We start from the raw sequence: 18,417 nt of genomic DNA on the forward strand, positions 1-18,417 counted from the left end.
AAAGTTAGATCTTACGCTTTCTCTAAATCTCTCTAAATCAATCTCTTCTTGCAAATCAGCAAAATTTTTATCAGTGGTTTTTCTTCTGGCCATTGTTACTTCCTTCTTTTAAAAAGAAGATGATTCTAGATTTATATAGCATTTGTCAAATCTTTCTCATCAAAACGCCCTGCTTGCTAGATATGTTATCTAAGGCACTTATTGTTTATTATTAAAGCAATAAGAATGAATTATTTAATACAGGCCAAAGATTCATCTCCTTTAAAGTAGACTGGCAAACCAGACGAAAAAGCAGGCGAGGCATCACAGTTGCAATTTAGCTTTCCTTTCTGCTAACTTTGAGGCGTGGCAAAGGCCTCGCTCATCTTTTAAGCTTTTTCTTCCCCTTTCTTTTCAATCCATCACATTTTTTATAAGGAATTAGCTAAAAAACACTTCTTACTTTTTTAAACGCATGTTAAAGCGGATTTCCACTGATTTCAAGTTTTTCTAACTGAGGAAGCTGACGTATCTCTGTAGGAATGGTGGTGAGCTGGTTTTGACTTAAATCAAGGACATACAGCCCACGAAGTTGTCGCATTTTAGCAGGAAGAGCCGTAAGGTGGTTTTGCTGTAAGTCGAGCGTTTCTAACCTAAAAAGATTGCCTATTTCGGAGGGAAGAGCAGTGAGCCGGTTTTGCTTCAAGCTAAGCGTTCTTAGCTGGGATAGCTGCCCAATCTCAGCAGGAAGAGCGGTTAGCTGGTTTTGTTGCAAGTAAAGCAGCCTTAGTTGAGAAAGTTGTGCCATTCCAGCAGGAAAAGCTGTTAGCTGGTTCTGTTGTAATTCAATGCCAGTCAGCAGAGAAAGCTGCCCGATTTCTGCAGGAAGAGCCGTTAGATAATTATTGCTTATATTAAGACCGCGTAGCTGAGAAAGCTGCCCAATTTCGGCAGGTACAAAGGTTAGCTGATTTTGGCTTAAGTTAAGGTATGTTAGCCTAGACATTTTTCCAATCTCAGGAGGTAAAAAGGTTAGACCTAAAGCCGTTAAATTTAAATTAAAACCAAAAGATAACTTATGCGTCTTTATCCAATCTTTTAAAAGCTCTCCTTTTTCTTTTAAGGGCAAAAGTTTAATTTCTTCTTGGTTTAAATAATTTTTTCCTCCCTCCAGCTTCTGCCAAAGTAAGAGACGGTTAGTATTTATAAGATAGGAGGTATAATTTGCAAAAGTGAAAGCCTTTTGTTCCTTATTTTCTTCTTCGAACTCTAGAGGAGAAAGAGATTTAGCCAAGGTCAAGAGGTGCTTAAAAATATGCTTCACTTTTGCTTCCGCAGAAAGGCTAGATTCAATTTTATAAATTTGATCCACAATACGAGCATGCTCGATAAGATTTCCACTTTCATAAGGAAAGTGAAAATTGATTATCTCGTTATAAAGAGAGACCATAGGTTCTGAAGAAAGAGCTTGAATGCTAATAGTGGAAAGCTGAGGAGGGATTAAAGAAATAGGAGAAGGCTGCTGGTAAATTTGCTGTAACTTTTCTAGGGCAAATTGCCTCACCTTTTTATTTTCACCTAATAAATTTTTCGTCCATCGATAGCTTACCTTTTCTTTCTCAGTCAGCTCTTCACCCTCCTGGCTGATCAGCTCTTCTAATTGGTTTTCAAGCATTTTCTTTAAAGCTGCATTGGCTTGAATTTGCGGTTCTTCTAGAAGGTTAAATAAAAGCTCATTATAGCGTTCTTTAGAAGATTCCGGAGAAAAAGATAATTTTTCTTTATCTTTTTCGTTGGGAAGTGACAAGGGCTTTGAAGAGGAGGGGGATAAAATTGAAGAAGGAGAACTTGAGGAACGTTTAAGGCAAAACTCTAGGTAAGCCTGAGCTTTTTCATAAGTAGGGCTTAGTTGTAAAGCTTGCAATAAAGCTTCTACAGCTAATGTATGATCTCCTTTTTCAGCACTTTCTTTGCCCCTTAGAAAATGTTCTACAGCTTCTGGACTAAGTTCGTTTTTATGTTCTTCTAAAGGATGCGACTCGGCAGTATCGGCTAGGTGTCTGATCGTGTAGTTGGGTATATATCTTTCAATAAGCTGCCTATCCAAAGGGCAGAGTTTATTACGCGCTAAACATTGGATAGCCGTATCTTCATTAAAAATATGGCCACAAGGGATCAAAGTAACAGCTTTAGTCATCAGCTCTCCTGATACAGCATCTTCTATATTCTCTGAGACTATGGTTCTAAAGTCTGTTTGCGCGCTTGAAATAGGGGTAGAGGGTATCATATAAGCTCCTTTATAATAGGGTCAGTTAGTTTATTAGGCTCATGTTTAATATGCTTTTTTAAGAGCTTGCCCTAGCTTGTATGTGTATAAGATTTAATCCTTCTCTCTTTTTTAAGCAATTTTTATTTATAGTGGGCGCTAATTGTTGGCCCAAATCAAGCTTCAAGCTTTGAAGCTGAGGAGCTTGGCTCATAATAGCCTGAAAGCCTAAATTAGTAAGTGAGGAGCAATAAGAAAGATCTATTTTTGCCAAATAAGGAAAAAACAATGGTCGCTAGACCCTAGCTCTTCCCCCTGTTATATGAGAGCAGTCACTCAAATTTAACTTCATTAGCTGATGCGTATTTTGGCTTATACTCACTAAAATAGAATCACTAATTTTTTTACAATCCTTCAATTTTAATTTTTCTACTCCTCTACAGCCTTGGGTTATTATTTGAATAGCTTTAACCAAGCTACAGTCCTCTAAAGAAAAAGCCAGCCAAAAAGGTTGCAATCTTTTGAGAAGATTATTACATAAGATGGGTAACGTCTTAGCTTTTGTATACGATGTGCAAGTGTCTTTTACTAATAACCAGGCAGAACAAGATTTAAGAATGCTAGAAGTTAAACAGAAAATCTCAGGATGCTTTCGCTCATTTGAAGGAGGGGCCATTTTTTGTCACATACGCTGCTATATCTCAACGGCAAGAAAACAAAGCTGGAGCATTTTAGAAGCATTAGTCCATGCAATTTGAGGATCATCCTGTTTGTTGCCTCTTCCCGCTCTATAAACCACTTTTAGCGCATCTATTATTTTTAAAGCTTCGCTTCCCTATCAAATGATGGCCTGAATAGTTGCTTTTTTCTTATCTCTATTTCGCTTTTTCTTCTTCTTTTTATATTCCTCTGCAGGATTCTTAAAATAATAAGTAAGATCAATCTGAGAGATGTCTTTTAAAAGAATAGGTAATCCCTTTCCAGAGGGCTCAAGATATTTTTCCCATTCAACTTTGCTATCCTCGAATAATCGCAAAATGGTTTCCTTTAATTTTTCGATAGAAAGATTTTCATCTGAACAAAGGATTCCCTCTAAGGGTTGGTAAAATTTAATCGACCATTCGACAATAGCTTTATTTTCGATCCGTGTGGCTAGTTGTTTTAATAAATTGACAAAAGGAGTCTCATTTTCTGCATCTTGAGTTTCTTTCATATTGAATAATCTAAAGGCCTCTATGGCAATTTCACGATCTTTTTTATGCAAAGCTAGAAAATCAATTTCAACTTTTCTAATCAATCTCACATCTTTAATACGAGAAGCAAGGACTCTTAAAAACGAGGTGTTGTTGATTAGGTGATGGAAAGTGTTTAGATTTCTAAAAAAGGGATTTATAAATTGTTGGGCACAATAGCGCTCGATCTCTGCTCGCTTGGTATGAATCTCTTTCATCTCCACTTCGTTGATTTTGCGCTTTTCCCGCAGCTCAGATATCTCTTTACATGGATAAATTTGTTTAGCAGAAAGAATAATTTCCGAGGAGCCTGGTTCTCCCTGCCGGCCCGCGCGGCCTATAGCTTGATCTTCGACTCGTTGAGATTCAGGGAAAAAAGTGAGCAAAACATGCAAGCCTCCATTAATGAGGCTAATATCGTCGAGTTTAATATCGGTCCCTCTTCCCGCTGTATTTGTCGCGATTGTAATAGTTCCTGCATGACCTGCTCTTGCAATAATGTCATCTTCAAGTTCTTCTTGAACTTCATTGAGAAGTTGAAAATGCAATTGATGTTGCGTGAGATAGTCAGCAATTATCTGTGAATCCGCGATCGTTTCGCAGAGAACTAGTACAGGCTGATGGCTGGCTATTTTTGCCTTAATGGATTGTAGAATAGCTTTTAAATAAGCATCATCATTTAGAAGGATGCGAGGTTCCTCGTCTTTTCTTTTTGAAGGAAGATGAGGGGGTACATCGAAGGAATCGACTCCGTAAATTTCTTTAATTTCCTCTCTTTCTATAAGTGACCCTAATGTGCCTGTAAGACCATACATAGTAGGGTACCGTTGATATAAGACAGCATGAGACATCGAAATCGGATTTAAACTTTCTCTTTGAATAGGAATATGATGTATCGCCTCAACAAATTCATGGAGACCATTACTCCAGCGTGAGCCTTCCATTTTACGGCCTGTATTGTCCGCATCGATGATTTTCACCTCTCTACGCGTCCTATTACTCTCTAATTTTTTCTCCTCTACTACATATTGTTTATTCTCTTTTAGATAATATAGCGCTTTAAAAGCATATTTCAGCCATCTTTCAAGTTGCTCATCCGACAATAAAGCTACAGCATCTTTAAATCGTCCATTCATCTGTTCTTCTAAAAACTTTCTTAAATTGTCTACACTATGGCTTTTCTTGATCTCTCTATTTATAAAAGCAATAAATTGATTAATGTCTAGATCCTCCGAAGGATTAGAGGATAAAACCACTGCTAGAATTTGCATGAGAGCACGCTGCTCTTTTTGTTCTACAAAGCTCAAAATAGGACCGTATATCCAATCATAGGAGATTTCCGCCTCTTCAGCTAGTCTCGCACCATTCATTAAGGTATCGATAGTCAAATTATCTAGTTCATCCACGATGACACACCCTGAGATAGCTTCAAGATCTGTAGCTTTCATTCTTTCTTCAAATAAATTTGCAAAGTAGAGCTTTTCTCGCATAACGGAGAACTCTAAATCTGTGGCTGTGGCATAGTAAATATGAGCACGAAATCGTTCAGGTTCTGGATTTTTTGTGCAAAGATGAGAGCTTTTGATCCCAAACGCTTTAAAAAATTTTGTGTATTTTCTGCAATCTCTCTTCGCCAAATACTGGGAAGAAGAGATAATGTCCACCGGCTTTGCCTGCATAACACAGACAAAAGCGAGTAAAGCGATGATGGTGGATTTACCCTCACCTGTTTTGATTTGGGCGATTCTTCCTTTCTGGTCTGTCATCATCCCTAACAAAGCTAAGATTTGTGTATTATAGGGATAAATTCCAAATTTAATACGTATAGCTAAACGTCCGATCGCTACTAATTCAAGAATTTTATCTTCTTCTAAAGGGGCTTTTTTTGCCATTTCACGTATTTGGATTGCTTTTGCAATCAGTTGCGAAAGCTTTAACTGATGCCAAGCAAAGCAATATTTTTGAATATGTTGGTATTGCGTAAGTATTTTTTCGAGAATATCGGAGTCTAAAGGAAACGCCACAATGCGATTTTTTTCTAAAAATCGCCTGCGTAATTCCTGAGGGGGCCTTTCCGCTCTCATCGGATCGAGCGGGGTTTCTACTGCAAGTTTTTCAAAAGCTTCTAAAAGCTGAGGCAAATTGATTGTATTGTTAGAGAATTCTTCTAAGAGAGTCTGTATGGCGAGATCATTCGGGAGTAATTGTATCCAATAAAAAATTTGGAAGATATCTTCTAAAGAAGGAGGGGATTCTCTCAAGCTAGGTGCAGCAATAAACAAGAGGAGTATTTCCTCTCCTCCTGTTTGGTGAATCGCTTTGGCTGCATCTACTATCTCTTCTAAATCTTCTTCGGAGTATTGCTGAGCAAGGGGATCATTGGGGCTTGTTGTTGTCATCAAAATGAGCTTAAGAAGAGCTATCTTTTCATAGTCCTTAAGAAGAAATAAAAAATCATTTTGAATTTTATTAAAAATATGTAGATAGATCTTCATCGACAAACGATGATCTTCCCCAAGAGAAGTTAAGTATTGGATCGCTTGAGAACGCATCTTGGAGAAACTGGCGTAGTCATGATGCAAAAGCTCAGGAAGTGTAGGAGCATATTGAAAAATATTTCCTTTTTTTCCTTCTTTTGAATGGTTAAGAAGACCTTTGACATAGCTTTCCCCCCCATAATCATAGGGAGGAAGAGAAGAAAGCGAAAATGTAGGAGAAACTACATTAAGCATTTCGCTAAACAACTCCACAATTTCACATAATACTTTTGCTGAATGCCCTTGTCGTTTTTTAGGAGTAGCAAAAAGAAAAAATGCTGCTGCATGGCCTTGTTTAGAGAAATCGAATACTCTTTCCAATGTTTTATTGACAGAGATTGCCTCATCGGCATTTAGAAGTGTGTGGAAAAAAAATTCAAAATTTTGCACTTCTTGTTTGACGCAGCGTTTCATAATACTAAGGACCGTCTGAGCCTTTGTAATTAAGGTCTCTTTGTTTGAATTTAACAGATTTTCTAGGGCTGTTTGTAATTCTTCTTCTAAAGAGAAAAACTGATTTTTCTGGCTTTTAGTTAAATAATTATTGACTGCAAACGAATTGATGGAGGATGACATAAATAGATTTTCCTTCTCTAGAGGTGGTTTAAAATTCCGAATGATTACAGTCGAAATTTTAAACCACCTTCTAAACTTTGTGCCTGCTGGATATATTTTTGTTCAATTTGCTTCTTTTTCTTTTCCCTTCTTTCCGCTCTTTGTTTTTCTCTTTAATGCGAGAAGAAGGATAGGTTTTTCAGGGAATACTACTGTTTTAAGTTGTTTCAGAATAGGCTCTGGATCTGCTCCTGCTTTAACTAAAAAACGAACCATTTGAGGATCTTTTCGACTAAAGCATGCAATCGATAAAGGGGTTTCCTCTTTCTTATTTCTAATATCGGGAATAGCTCCCTGGCTTAAGAGCCTTCTAATAGTTTTAGTTTGATTCAGGGCGACAGCTAAATGGAGAGGAGCTGTTCCTTCCTCATCTGGTTGATTGACCTCCTCAAACTGAGTGAGCAACAGGATAGAGGGAAAATCTCCCATTTTTATGGCAAAATGCAGGAAAGATGCATCTTTGTTCAGTTCTTTTAGACAGCGTGTAATCTGCTGGAACTTCTGCTTTGTCCTTGTATCATTTTTTTGTATCATTTGTTCAGGAGTCATTCCATTAACTGATAGAGCAGCAATATCTGATCCAAAAGCGACTAAAAGAGTGAGCACATTGTGCTTGCCTTCTCTTGCTGCTAAGTGAAGAGGCGTGCATCCATCCACATCTGTTAACTTGGTAGAGGCTCCTGCAGCAATTAAATAGAGCAAATGGGAGAGATTCCCTGCTTTAGCAGCCAAATGCATTAAGGTTTCTCCTCGACTGTTCATCCTATCTAATTCAAAATCGAAGTCAAAAGAACAATCCATAAGGAGCATCTGAAATTGTTCTACTGATTTCCTAGTTGCAGATAACTCTAAGGCTGTTTCCCCTGAATGAGAGGGGTTGCAGGGATCAGCCCCCTGTTGCAACAAAAACTGCGTACATTGTAACGATCCATATAAGCTGGCATAATGCAAAGCAGAAAATCCATATTCAAGAGGGGTATCGATCGATATTCCCCAGCTAAGTAAAGTCTTTAAAGCTTCCACATTATCTCTTTGAACCGCTCTAATAATAGCAGGAGAAATTTGAGAGGGATCTTCTGTGAATTTATACTCTCTAAGCCTTTCTAATACTAATGTTGAATTAGAAGCAGCAGATAAGATAGTCATATTGTTTTCTGTTGTTAATTCAGGGTTGGCATGATGATTTAACAGCCAATCTACTGTGGAAGCTTGCCCAGTATGAGCAGCTAATAGCAGAGGAGTTGCTCCATTGAAATTCTTTTTTTGCTTGTTTTTCTTTTGATCACTATTTTGATCGTCAATCGGTTCAAACTTTAAAGGTGTATCGATTAACACATCTAACGCTGTTAACGCTTCTAGAACTTTGTTTTTGCCCTGAATCGCTGCATAATGGATAGGCTGTTTGCCGGTTCGATCACGTGTTTCTAGAGATTGCCCTTTAGCTGCAAATAATTGCATGAGATTTAATTTACCTTGCGCAGAAGCAAGATGAATCGGAAAAGTCCCGTCACGAGATGCAATTGAGCAATCAGCTCCGTGCAATAAAAAATAACGAGCCATTTCATCTTTTCCATCCGCTAAAGCATAATATAGCGCGGTAAAGCTTTCAGATGTATTTGGTTGGTTGAGATCGGCTCCGTTTTCAACAAGGAGCTTCACAATCGAAAAATTTCCTCTAGCAGAGGCTAAAAAAAGAGGCGATAATAAATGAAAATCTTGAAGATTCAGATCAACTCTTTTCTTGAGGAGAAGCTTAACATTTTCTTCATTTCGTCCTTGAATAGCATAAAAAATTGGCGTTCTTCCTTTGTGGTCTTTTGCATTCAATTGATCGGGAGTTAAGGCTTCCAGCAAGGAGAAAAACAGGCTGTTTTTAAAGAAGCCTAAGGCTGAGGAATCGGTTTCTACCTTTTCAGCTGCAAGATGAAGCGCCGTTTGTCCCGCATGGTTTTTCTTATTCAGATCAATTTCCTGAATTTCCAGGGGGGAGAATTGGGCCATAATTAGCAAATGAGCCCATGTATTTCCCTTACTATCCGGTTGATTAGGGTTTGCTCCCTTTTTTAGCATTTCATCGACTAAAGAGGAATCGACCTGTTGAATAGCGTAAAGGAAATGCTGAAAAGGAGTAGCTGCTCTTTTTTTTCCATTTAAGGTGATTCCCACTGTTTCATTTGGAGGAAGGTATCGGAGAAAAAAGAGTAGACTTTTAAGATTTTTTTCTTCCAAAGCCTTTTGAAAAGCTTCTATATTCTGAAAATATTTTATATCGCCATTTAATAGAGCTATAACTCCTTCCTTGCCTTTGGATAGCTCAGCAGGAGATGCTCCTCTTCTGTCTTTTGTATTTGTAGAATACCCTGCCTTGAGAAGAAGATTCACGCAACCGGCATGTCCGTTTGCACAAGCCCAATGAAGGGCATTTCTATTCTTGACAAAAGTTTGATCTAAAGATCCCCCTTGTAACAAAAGCTCTAAAATTCCTATTTGACCATTTGCAGCAGCCCATAGAATGGGTGTCCAATTTCCGTCTTCCTGATTAACATCCATTACAGGGATGCCTAACGAGAGTAAGCGAATAACCGCTTTTGAATTGCGCTCTCTCACTGCTATCTTTAAAGCTTCGTACTCTTCATTAGGGAGGCCTTGATGGGAAATTTGTTGGGCGACAAACATCCATATTTTCTCCTGTTCTTGCGCTGCCGCCATGTAGAGATCATGCGCTCTGATTGAAATCCCGTATTCTTTTAAAATAAATTTAACGGTCTTTATATCTTCCATCCTCAACCCATAATACAAGGGGGAACAATAATAGTGATCTTCAATCTGAAAATTGGCTCCTTTCTTTAAGAGCAACTTCAAGATTTCTTTAGAGCCGATTTGAGCCGCCAGATGAGCGGGCCGCATTTCTCCACCATCGATCGAAGTATTTGGCAAACTGGGATCTTTAAAGAGATCAAAGATTAACTTTACACCGGTTACTTTTCTGGAAGCAATCGCAGCATAAAGAAGGTGTCGGTCGTTAAAGTGCTTATCTAGAGACAAAGAGCGATTCTTCATCTCATTTAACAGGAAGCTTAACACGCGTAAACTTCCATTTTCAGCAGCAATGTAGGCAAGAGTTTTTCCTGTTTCGTCTCGGCAATAAAGATCCTGCACTTTAGCAATTTCTTGCTTAAACAAATAAATTCCGTCAGATTTAGCGAGGTAATGAACCATTTTCCAGCCATTAGATCCCTGGAGATCTATTAAATTGGCTCCTAGGGGGATTAATACCATTGTAATAACTTCATGATTACCTGATTCAGCGGCTACTTGTAGAAGGGATTGAAGTTGCTCAGGAAGAAACTCAAATCGGTTAAAGATTTTTTTCATATAGGGATAATAATTTAAACGCACTAGACGTTTTAAGATTCCCATGTGAACTTTGGCTCCTTTTTTTTCCAAAGCCTCTATCAAGTCCCAGCAGCCTGCTGAGATCGCTAAATCTAAAGCAGTTTCTTCTCCTTTGTTTTTTTCTTGTACGTAAAGTAGTTTCACCTGATTGACGAGGTACAAAGCAACAGGGATATTGCCATAGCGAATTGCTATATGAAGCACATGATCATTATAACCATTTCTGAAGGAATAGAATTTACGATGTTGGGAAAGAATTTCTACTATTTCTAAAGAACATTCCTTGGCTGCTGTGGAAATTGCAGAATCAGAAGGTTTTACCCGAGTGATTAGATATCTGACAATAGGTGCACAATTTCTTCTCAGAGCAATTTCGAGAGCACTCATCCCGTCTTTTCGCATGAGAGAAGGATCTGCACCTTTTTCTATTAAATATTTCACCATCTCGAGTGAATCTAGCTCACAGGCTAACATCAAAGGAGTCCCACCCTCTTCGGCACACAAATTTATCGCTTTATTATCGAGAATATTTCCCTCTATTAGTAAGCGGGCAATCTGCTCATCCTCATGATGTAAGGCGCAATGAAGAGTATTATATCCTCCCGCCAGAGTGGCATTTTTTGCTCCCGCAGCTAGCAAAAGGCTTACGTTTTCTCCACGTCGATGTTGAATAGCTATAATGAGAGGTGTAGCTCCATTTTTACTTGTGGCATGAACTTGCGATGTATGTTTTTTTATCAGCAATTGGAGTATTCTAGAATGGCCCATGGCAGCATAGTGGAGAGGAACATATCCATAGCCATCTTTTTCTCTTAGGGAAAATTTTTTCGCCAATAATAATTCCACGTAGTCCGGATCTTCCAATAAAGCGGCATGATTTAAGAGAGTTCTTCCTGATTTATCTTTGATCTCTCTGAGACCACTTTCACTTTCCAGTAGATTTTTAAAATCGCCTTTTCTACCGGATTGCATGGCTTCTAAAGCAACAAACCACGCTGAGAGATACCCTGCTCTATCTTCCCCCGAAGCCATTAACAAAGCATCCATTCCTTCGTAACGGTCTTCTTGCCACGCAGGGACATCTTCATAAAAAAGGCGGAACACATATTTTACGACACCCGAGCTCATTTTCACTTTTTTCCACTTTTCGGGCTCTAAAGCCATCATTTTAGACCAATTGTTTTGCAAAATAACTTCGGCTGTTGGGGAAGGCTGCACCTGTTGCGTTGCCAGTTTCATTCCGCATCCACCTACAATCCTTTTTCCTTTTGTGACTTCTTTAGATTCGATATCGGGTTGGATGAGCATACAAGGTAGACTAATCCTGAAAAGAGGAACAAGTTTATTTTTTAGAGGGTTCTGGTTAATTAGCTCAGCAATCAATTTCTGCTTTTCTAAGTTATTTAAATAAAACAGAGAATTGTTTAGAGTAAAATGATTTTCAAGTTCCGTGAAAATATTTTTTCCTATATCTGCAAGTAGATCGACAATATTTGAGGCTGCTTTATTGAACTTCTCCTCATCTTCCAGATGTAATTGTAGATAGGAGGCTATCGATCTACTTGTTTGTTGGAGGATATGCTTTTCAAGAATTGGCCTCAATTTCTCTATTAGAGTATTTTTTGTTTGATCCAAAAGAAGAGGTTGAGGAGTTTCGGAAATTTCATTTAGGATATTTAAATAAAAATTTTCTAGAACATCTCGATGAGAGTGCCGCAAACTATTATAAACTAAAAATAAGTTGGCTTTAAAATCTTCTTCTACTCGTTTTTTTATAGGCAGATGAGGAAATAGCGGAGGACATCCTTCTAATACCTTCCCTTGAAACTGGGAAAGAAGGGGTTGTTTGCAGTGTTTTTTTAATGTAGCAAAATATCCCGAGAAAAAGTTGATTACAGATAACATTGAAAAATATTTTTGACATAAAGGGAATTTCACCAAGTGATCATGAATCCTGTGGGTAAATAACTGGTAGCTTTCTTCTAACGCTTGATAAGATGCTGGAGGTTGCCCGTGCTCTCTGATAAATTCATCATAAGCTTCTTTATAGCGAGGGGAGGGGACAATTGTATAAAATACATCAAAATCAGCATCGATCAAGAAAAGGTTTTCCTCCTTTTGGATGCTGTTTTGCTTAGCTATAATGCGAAAAGAATTCGAAAATTCAGAAAAATCTCTTAATATTTCGGACTCCCCGCTAAATTTTGCCATTCTTTCTTGGAGTAAAGTTTTACCCCCTTTTTCCCCACCATCTTTTCCTATCAAATTTTGAAATAAAACTTCGAGCCTTTTTGGATCGATAAACTGTTCCGAAAACTGCCTTAAAGAAAAATATTTCCTATCTTCCCCTTTTAAATGAGCTTTACAATATTCCTCAAAGTCAATCATCTGCTGTAAAGCAGAATTGGATTGACTTTCCCAATCAGCATTTTGATACCATTCTTGAATAAAAGTCTCTTGAAAGATCCCTCCATTTAAATATCCCTTCATGATGTAATCCAACATGCCGATTACGCGGCCAACGAGGGTATTTTCATAGACAGGATGAATCACAGGAAAAAGGTCGCTATTTTGATTAAAATGTAAGCTAAAAAAAGGAATTGTACTATAGCTATATATTCCGATAGCAAGTTCTCGCAAAATTTGTCGCAGCTCATCGTTCGAGAACGGGACTGTTCCATCTGGTAGAGCAGGTAGGCTGAAGAAGTGATTATCCTCAAAGAGGGCTTCCGGGGAATCAAAGAGCCCCTTGAAATATTCCATGCTGCAGGCAACTCCACCTATTTCACCTCCAGTTCCCCCCTTCTCTTGCACAGGATTGTGCGGATGATTGGAATTATAGGAAGAAGTGAGCTTGGTTTGTTGAAGGGTTTGGGTGAATTGTTTTCCTCCGGGAGTTTGCTGAGTCTGAGCCCTGGCCTCTAATTCTTTTTTTGTGGGTGGATAATGAGGAGCTTTAAGTGTTAATCCATCTATGTTTTTTGGATGAACACGGTTGACGTTCCCACTATGGTCACGACACTCAAACCAACTTCTAATTCGGCCTGTTTTAGGATTATGTTCATAAACTAAGCCCGCCCCACGAGTGGGACCTGGAGTGGAAGAGGGAGTTTCTTTAGCATAATAGCGGATACGTCCATCAGGGAGTTCTTTTCTTGCATCAATACCTTTTCCTTCTGATAGCTTTGCTAATGTAAAGATTTTATTTTTTAAGGCTTCCCTAGCATTGAAACTTTGAGCAGTATTGTTGATAGCATTTCTTGGAAGATTATAGGCCTTTCTTGGATCTTTACCTGCAGCTTGTAAATAGGGCCAAATGATTAATTCCAATCTTTTGGCGTCAAACACTAGATCCCATCTGCGTAGAGAGACTTTTTCTAGGCATTCTAATAAAAGGTTTCCTCCTTTATTTGAAGACAAGGGAGTCCAAATTCTATCCTTTGGGATAATACGCAATGTTCCGTCAGATTCTAAAACAGATCCGATCAGGCCATATTTTTCTGTTTTCCAGAGTCGGATTTGCCTTCCTTCTCGGTCTTGAAAGGGTAGAGTTAAGCAAATTAGCGTTTTTAAAACACCTACAGTCTTATCAACAGAAATAATGTTATTTTCACTTTTTAAAAAATTAACAGAACATGCAGTATTAAATGATGTCATAGGAGCATTCTTTTTTATTATTAAATTGTACTATTGTTGGCATTTTAGTTTTTCCTGGATAATTTTTGGTATGGGATTTTCTTCTTCAAGAAGTAATTTTTCGGCAATTAATTGCAATTCTTCAATGGTAAATTCAAATTCAGGACCTACTTCCATAGCTGCTAATTGCGTACAGATAGGCCAGAGTTCCTCCTCTACTTCTTCATTTAGTTGTAAATAATTAGAATAAACCCAGCTTCCAATTTGAGCAGGGGTGAATCCTTCTTTTATTGTTTCTTTTAATCCTAAAACCAGGTCTTTTTTTGTTAACATTTTTTAGCCTACTAAATGTTTTTTAATTTTAGCATTTTTTTGAATGGCCTTTGTCTTCTATTTTAATCCACCTCGATAATCCTTTCCTGTCCTTTTCTATAGGATTGCTGCTCATTATAGAAACGGACTTTCTCTAACAAGCAGGTGTGCAAGTCTTCATAAGACTTTACATAGACCTCAAGCTCCCTTAAAATATGTTCTAAATAGCGTTGCTCTTTTATTGTTTTTTCTAACCTTTCATAAACATCATCATTTTCTGAGATAGGAGTTAGTTTGAAATCGACTTTAGCGACAAAAGGAGCATGATTCTCTTTATATTTTTCAAATAATTCTTTTAAATCCGAATGTTGATCAATAAGAGTTAGTAAGATCGCCTGCTTATGTTTAAGCTTTTGAATTTCCTTCATCGATAAAAGAATCAAGAATTCTGATTGCTTTTCTATCGAGCTTTTTTTCGATTCCCTCCAAAAGAAGGGTCCAGCAAACAGAGACTTAATTGAATTAAGGAACGGCCGCCTTTCCGAATTCATGGAGTCTGGTTCTTCTCTTCTTTGATTTTTCAGTGTATTCTTCCTATAGAGTATAGTAATCAAAAGGGCATTTGATAATAAAATTGTATAGATAACTGTATGGGTCAAGCTTGTTGCACTAAAATCGAAAGAAGAATAGTCTTTCATCGACGCAGGGAAAGCAATAAGAAACAAAGACCATGCCATCACACACTTCGATTTTGTCGGAGAATAATCTATCAACTTACTCACCTTGCGAGAAAAGCAACCCGGCATAAAAGAAGTAGCTTTTTTACAAAAATGAGAAACTTTTCCATAGCAACTAAAATTTTGAGGAACAGGGGCATATTTTATTATATTCATAGTAGTATCTCCTAAAAAATTTACTCATTTAATAAATTACGACGGGAGTTCACAAATTCATGAACGCTTTCACTTTTATCTATTTTTATATCAACAATAAATTCTTCTTGGGGAAAAAGAGCCGTAAATATCTTCGATAGTTGCTCCAGTTCTTTCAGCTTCTTAAGAGAAATAATTCCCCGTTCTTCGGACTTTTTACAGCTTTTTATTAGAGCAACGCTGCGCTTTTTCAACATTTTTTTAGCACTTTTTAGGCGGCTCTCTTCTTCGCTCTCAATGTTTTTCAACCAGAGGACCCTAGCCGTACTACCTTTTTTCCTGATCTCTTCTTTTTTCATCATAGCTACGTGTTGAGCACGCACCGTTTTATATATAAATTCCCCAAAATTTAAACGAAGCAGTGCCTTGGCTCCTTCCCAAAGGATAGAGCCGATCGTGATATTTTCAATTCCTCCCACAGTTCTTAAGTCATCAATGGAGGCTTTGTCTAACCCTTTGACGTATTTTTGCACGGCACATCGAAATTCTCTATCAATTCTTTTAGCTACGCTAGAGAGCTGAGCTTTTTCTAACCCAGCTTTTTCAGAAGGTGATTGAGTACTTGTTAAGGGATTCATCACAACATCAAGCTTGATGTTACGTAATTGTGCTGATGAGATCTTAAGTGGATGAGTATCCCAATCAAGGTGCGCACTACGAAGAACAATATCCCCGTGTGACACATTTGTTATGCTCAAATCATTATTATTCATGATTCCCCTTTTTTACAAAAATTCATTTATTTGCTTGTGAAGCCTATCCACAAATTCAGATATGTTCAGTTGCTTCCACCCTTCCCATTTTTTGGCGGAAGACACCCACAAATAAGTCAGAAATTTGATCTAGGTCTTTCAAAGTTTTATTAGAAAATACTTTTTTTTTTAGGTTTTCAGCAAGCTTTTTATTTAAAATTTTATTTAAATGAAAATTTCTTGTAGAAAATCTCTTTGCCTAATTCTGGAGTCCGGATCTGTTTCATAGATGATGTATTTCATCATTACTATTTTAAAAGGTTGGAAGAATAGCAAAGAAGGATTTAACGTTCGCTTTAGCCATTCGGTATAGCATATACTTGTAAGCTAAAAAGTTAGGTTTCAAAAGAACTTTATCATTAAAGGCAAGGGAAATAACATTTTTACTTGTCAATGCAGGGCAAGAGTAAGCTTAAAGAAAAAATCTCAACCTTGCCGCTTTACACACTCGACACGTTGTCATCCTCCAAACGTGCTACGTGAGATTTAAGAGTTCCATTCGGATAAAAAAGCTGTGCTGTTATCAGCTTGCCACTCTCATAGTTTAACAGCGTTTTAACTATCCCAGTAGGATAATAAAATTCTTGCTTTCCCTCCCATACCCCCTCTTTAAACACCTGCCTGCTATAGAGTTGACCATTAGGATAAAAAAACTCGGCCACCCCTTCTTGCAGGCCTTTTTCAAAATAAGCGGAAGATAAAATTTGGCCTTGAGCATGAAAGGAGGAGTTTCCTTGAATTACTCCTTGGACTTTTGTTTGCTTACAGGTAATTTTCCCTGGCTTTGGAAAGGTAGTCGCAGGAAGCGCCGCATGCTCATGCATAGCCATCTTGATAAGCTCCAGGTTAACCTTAGCCACATCGCGTAAGAAGGCAAAACGTTTGATAAGTAAGTCTAGCTTCTCAAGCGCTTGTTGAACTTCTGAAATAGAGGCATGCTGGATACCTTGTAATTCTCGATTTAAAACGCGCGTATAAGCTTCATTAAAGATATGTAAGACATAGCGATAGCCTATTTCTTCTGCCAAATCGCTCTCATAAAGTGCAGCTTTTCCTGTCTGTTGAGGAAAGCAAACTTTTTGATCTTTTTCCGACCGTAATTTGATGACTCTGGTTTCTTCGATAAGAATTTCGAAATCCTCTACGCAACGCGTTAAGCTTTGTTGCAAATCTTGCATTAAGGAAGATATCTTTTCCTTTTTAACTTGTGGCATCGAGCTGTTAAAAATTTCGCTATGGATCATGCCCTTAAAATCGTAATTTTCTATCAAATATTTGTCGGCAACCTCTTGGAGAGTTTTATTGGGTATACGAGGAAATCCTAAACCCCTTTCTGTGGCATTGATTACCTTGATATCCGGATGAGCTTTAGCAAAATCACCTATCCATTCAGCTTCTGCTATCCATTTCCATAAAGTATAAATAGGCTTTCCATAGATATCTGTTTTAAGCAGTGCCACTTGATCGATATTCTGCGTTGTTGTAATGTCGGCCGCCTCGACACGATTATCTTCTATGACGCCTGAAGCATAAGCCTTCATATCGGTATAGGCTAAATCCATGCCTACAAAAATAATGGGATTACATCCTAAAGCATGCGCAATTTCTAAGCAAAAGTTAACGACATTATGCCCTTCCTCAATAGGTGTACCTTTAATTCCCAAACCTTCTTCAAAAAAAGAAGAAATATCATATCCACCACTTCCTGTAACATAAAGGCGTGGACCATGAATAGTGTTAAAGGCCTTATGTAACAGGCGATTGCGATAAAAAAAAGGCGTTTCAAAAGAACTGTTAGTACTTAACCGATCATATTGAGGGGCATTGGGATCTATACCTGCCCCAAAATGGGGTTGTATATCTTTTTTATTCAAAGCATTTAGCGCCGATCCGCCTGCAAAAACTAAAGCCTTATTTAAAAGCTTACCTAGCAGAGAAAGATTTTTTTCTAAAGAAGGGCCTGCCCCGCAAATGATAGCAGGGATGTTATGAAATTTCCCAAAAAGCTCATCAGCTAAATAAGCACCTTCTAAAGAAAGAATATTAGGATAAAAATTTTTAAAAAAACCTACCCCATATTCAAGGTATTCTGTAAGCAGGCTATTTTTAAGGGATGCTTCATAAGCAAGCGTATGCTTTAAATGGGCATATTGTTCTGCTTTCAGAGCTTGATATAATTTTAAACCTGATACCGTAAGGGTTGTTAAAAAAAAATTCCAGTAAAGATGATGGAACAGTTCTTTGCTATTTTCTAAATCCTCAAAAAAATGCAGCTGCACTTGAGAATCATGAATTAGCTGAAAGCCTAGATGAGTTTCAAAGAGGCGATGAATGACCGCTAGATTATCTTCTAGGAAAACAAGGCGGCGTGAAGGATCTTCTTGAAGCCAGCTTTGAGCAGCTTGATAGTAATAACCTAAGCCTACGCCATAGACATATATTAAGGGCACCTCAGCTAGCTTGGTCATTTTGAACCACTCTTTTGCTTCATCCAGGGCTCCTTCTTGACAATGAAAGAAGTAAGTTTCTTCTCCCTGTTGAAATTTTAAATTTTGTTCTTCCTGCTTAGTTATACAAAATGCCAAGTCCTTACAATCTATGTAGGGCAGCAAAAGTGCTTTTTGGGGATTAGTAGAAGACCATCTTTCGCAATTTTTATGGAAGAGATCGATGCTATTTTTCATAAAGAATAGGGTGGGTAAAAAAGATAAAAATATAAAGCTTGGCCTTCATCAAAATAGCCCGGGGATCTAGGAGGGT

General features: G+C 37.9%; 8 protein-coding genes. 1 reads left to right on the plus strand and 7 read right to left on the minus strand.

All coding sequences use genetic code 11. From position 1 onward, the window contains the following. Positions 1–457: 457 nt before the first annotated feature. On the minus strand, positions 458–2,266 hold the full coding sequence (locus tag NEOC65_RS07210; RefSeq protein ID WP_213156136.1) for a leucine-rich repeat domain-containing protein: 1,809 nt from the start codon (positions 2,264–2,266) through the stop codon (positions 458–460). A 440-nt stretch (positions 2,267–2,706) separates the two neighbouring features. Between NEOC65_RS07210 and NEOC65_RS07215 the strand changes: the two genes are divergently transcribed. Beyond that, complete coding sequence (locus tag NEOC65_RS07215; RefSeq protein WP_213156150.1) at positions 2,707–3,003, plus strand: IS66 family transposase; 297 nt, start codon at positions 2,707–2,709, stop codon at positions 3,001–3,003. Between the two features lie 80 nt (positions 3,004–3,083). Here the strand turns inward: NEOC65_RS07215 and NEOC65_RS07220 are convergent, their stop codons facing one another. The 6 genes from NEOC65_RS07220 to NEOC65_RS07245 form a co-directional block, all read right to left on the minus strand. Continuing rightward, entirely contained in the window at positions 3,084–6,590 is a 3,507-nt protein-coding gene (locus tag NEOC65_RS07220) for a preprotein translocase subunit SecA (protein ID WP_213156137.1), read from the minus strand. A gap of 102 nt (positions 6,591–6,692) precedes the next feature. After that, entirely contained in the window at positions 6,693–13,682 is a 6,990-nt protein-coding gene (locus tag NEOC65_RS07225) for an ankyrin repeat domain-containing protein (RefSeq protein ID WP_213156138.1), read from the minus strand. 30 nt (positions 13,683–13,712) lie between these two features. Next, entirely contained in the window at positions 13,713–13,994 is a 282-nt protein-coding gene (locus tag NEOC65_RS07230; protein WP_213156139.1) for a hypothetical protein, read from the minus strand. Between the two features lie 62 nt (positions 13,995–14,056). Then, positions 14,057–14,866, minus strand: coding sequence for a hypothetical protein (locus NEOC65_RS07235; RefSeq protein ID WP_213156140.1), 810 nt, complete (start codon positions 14,864–14,866; stop codon positions 14,057–14,059). A gap of 20 nt (positions 14,867–14,886) precedes the next feature. After that, the gene (locus NEOC65_RS07240; RefSeq protein WP_213156141.1) at positions 14,887–15,618 is read right to left on the minus strand and encodes a hypothetical protein; all 732 of its coding nucleotides are present in this window, start codon (positions 15,616–15,618) and stop codon (positions 14,887–14,889) included. Between the two features lie 479 nt (positions 15,619–16,097). After that, positions 16,098–18,242: a 6-hydroxymethylpterin diphosphokinase MptE-like protein gene (locus NEOC65_RS07245; protein ID WP_249299111.1), complete on the minus strand. Its 2,145-nt coding sequence runs from the start codon at positions 18,240–18,242 to the stop codon at positions 16,098–16,100. Positions 18,243–18,417: the final 175 nt, after the last annotated feature.

The sequence above is a fragment of the Neochlamydia sp. AcF65 genome, assembly GCF_018342435.1.
Taxonomy (GTDB): Bacteria; Chlamydiota; Chlamydiia; order Chlamydiales; family Parachlamydiaceae; genus Neochlamydia.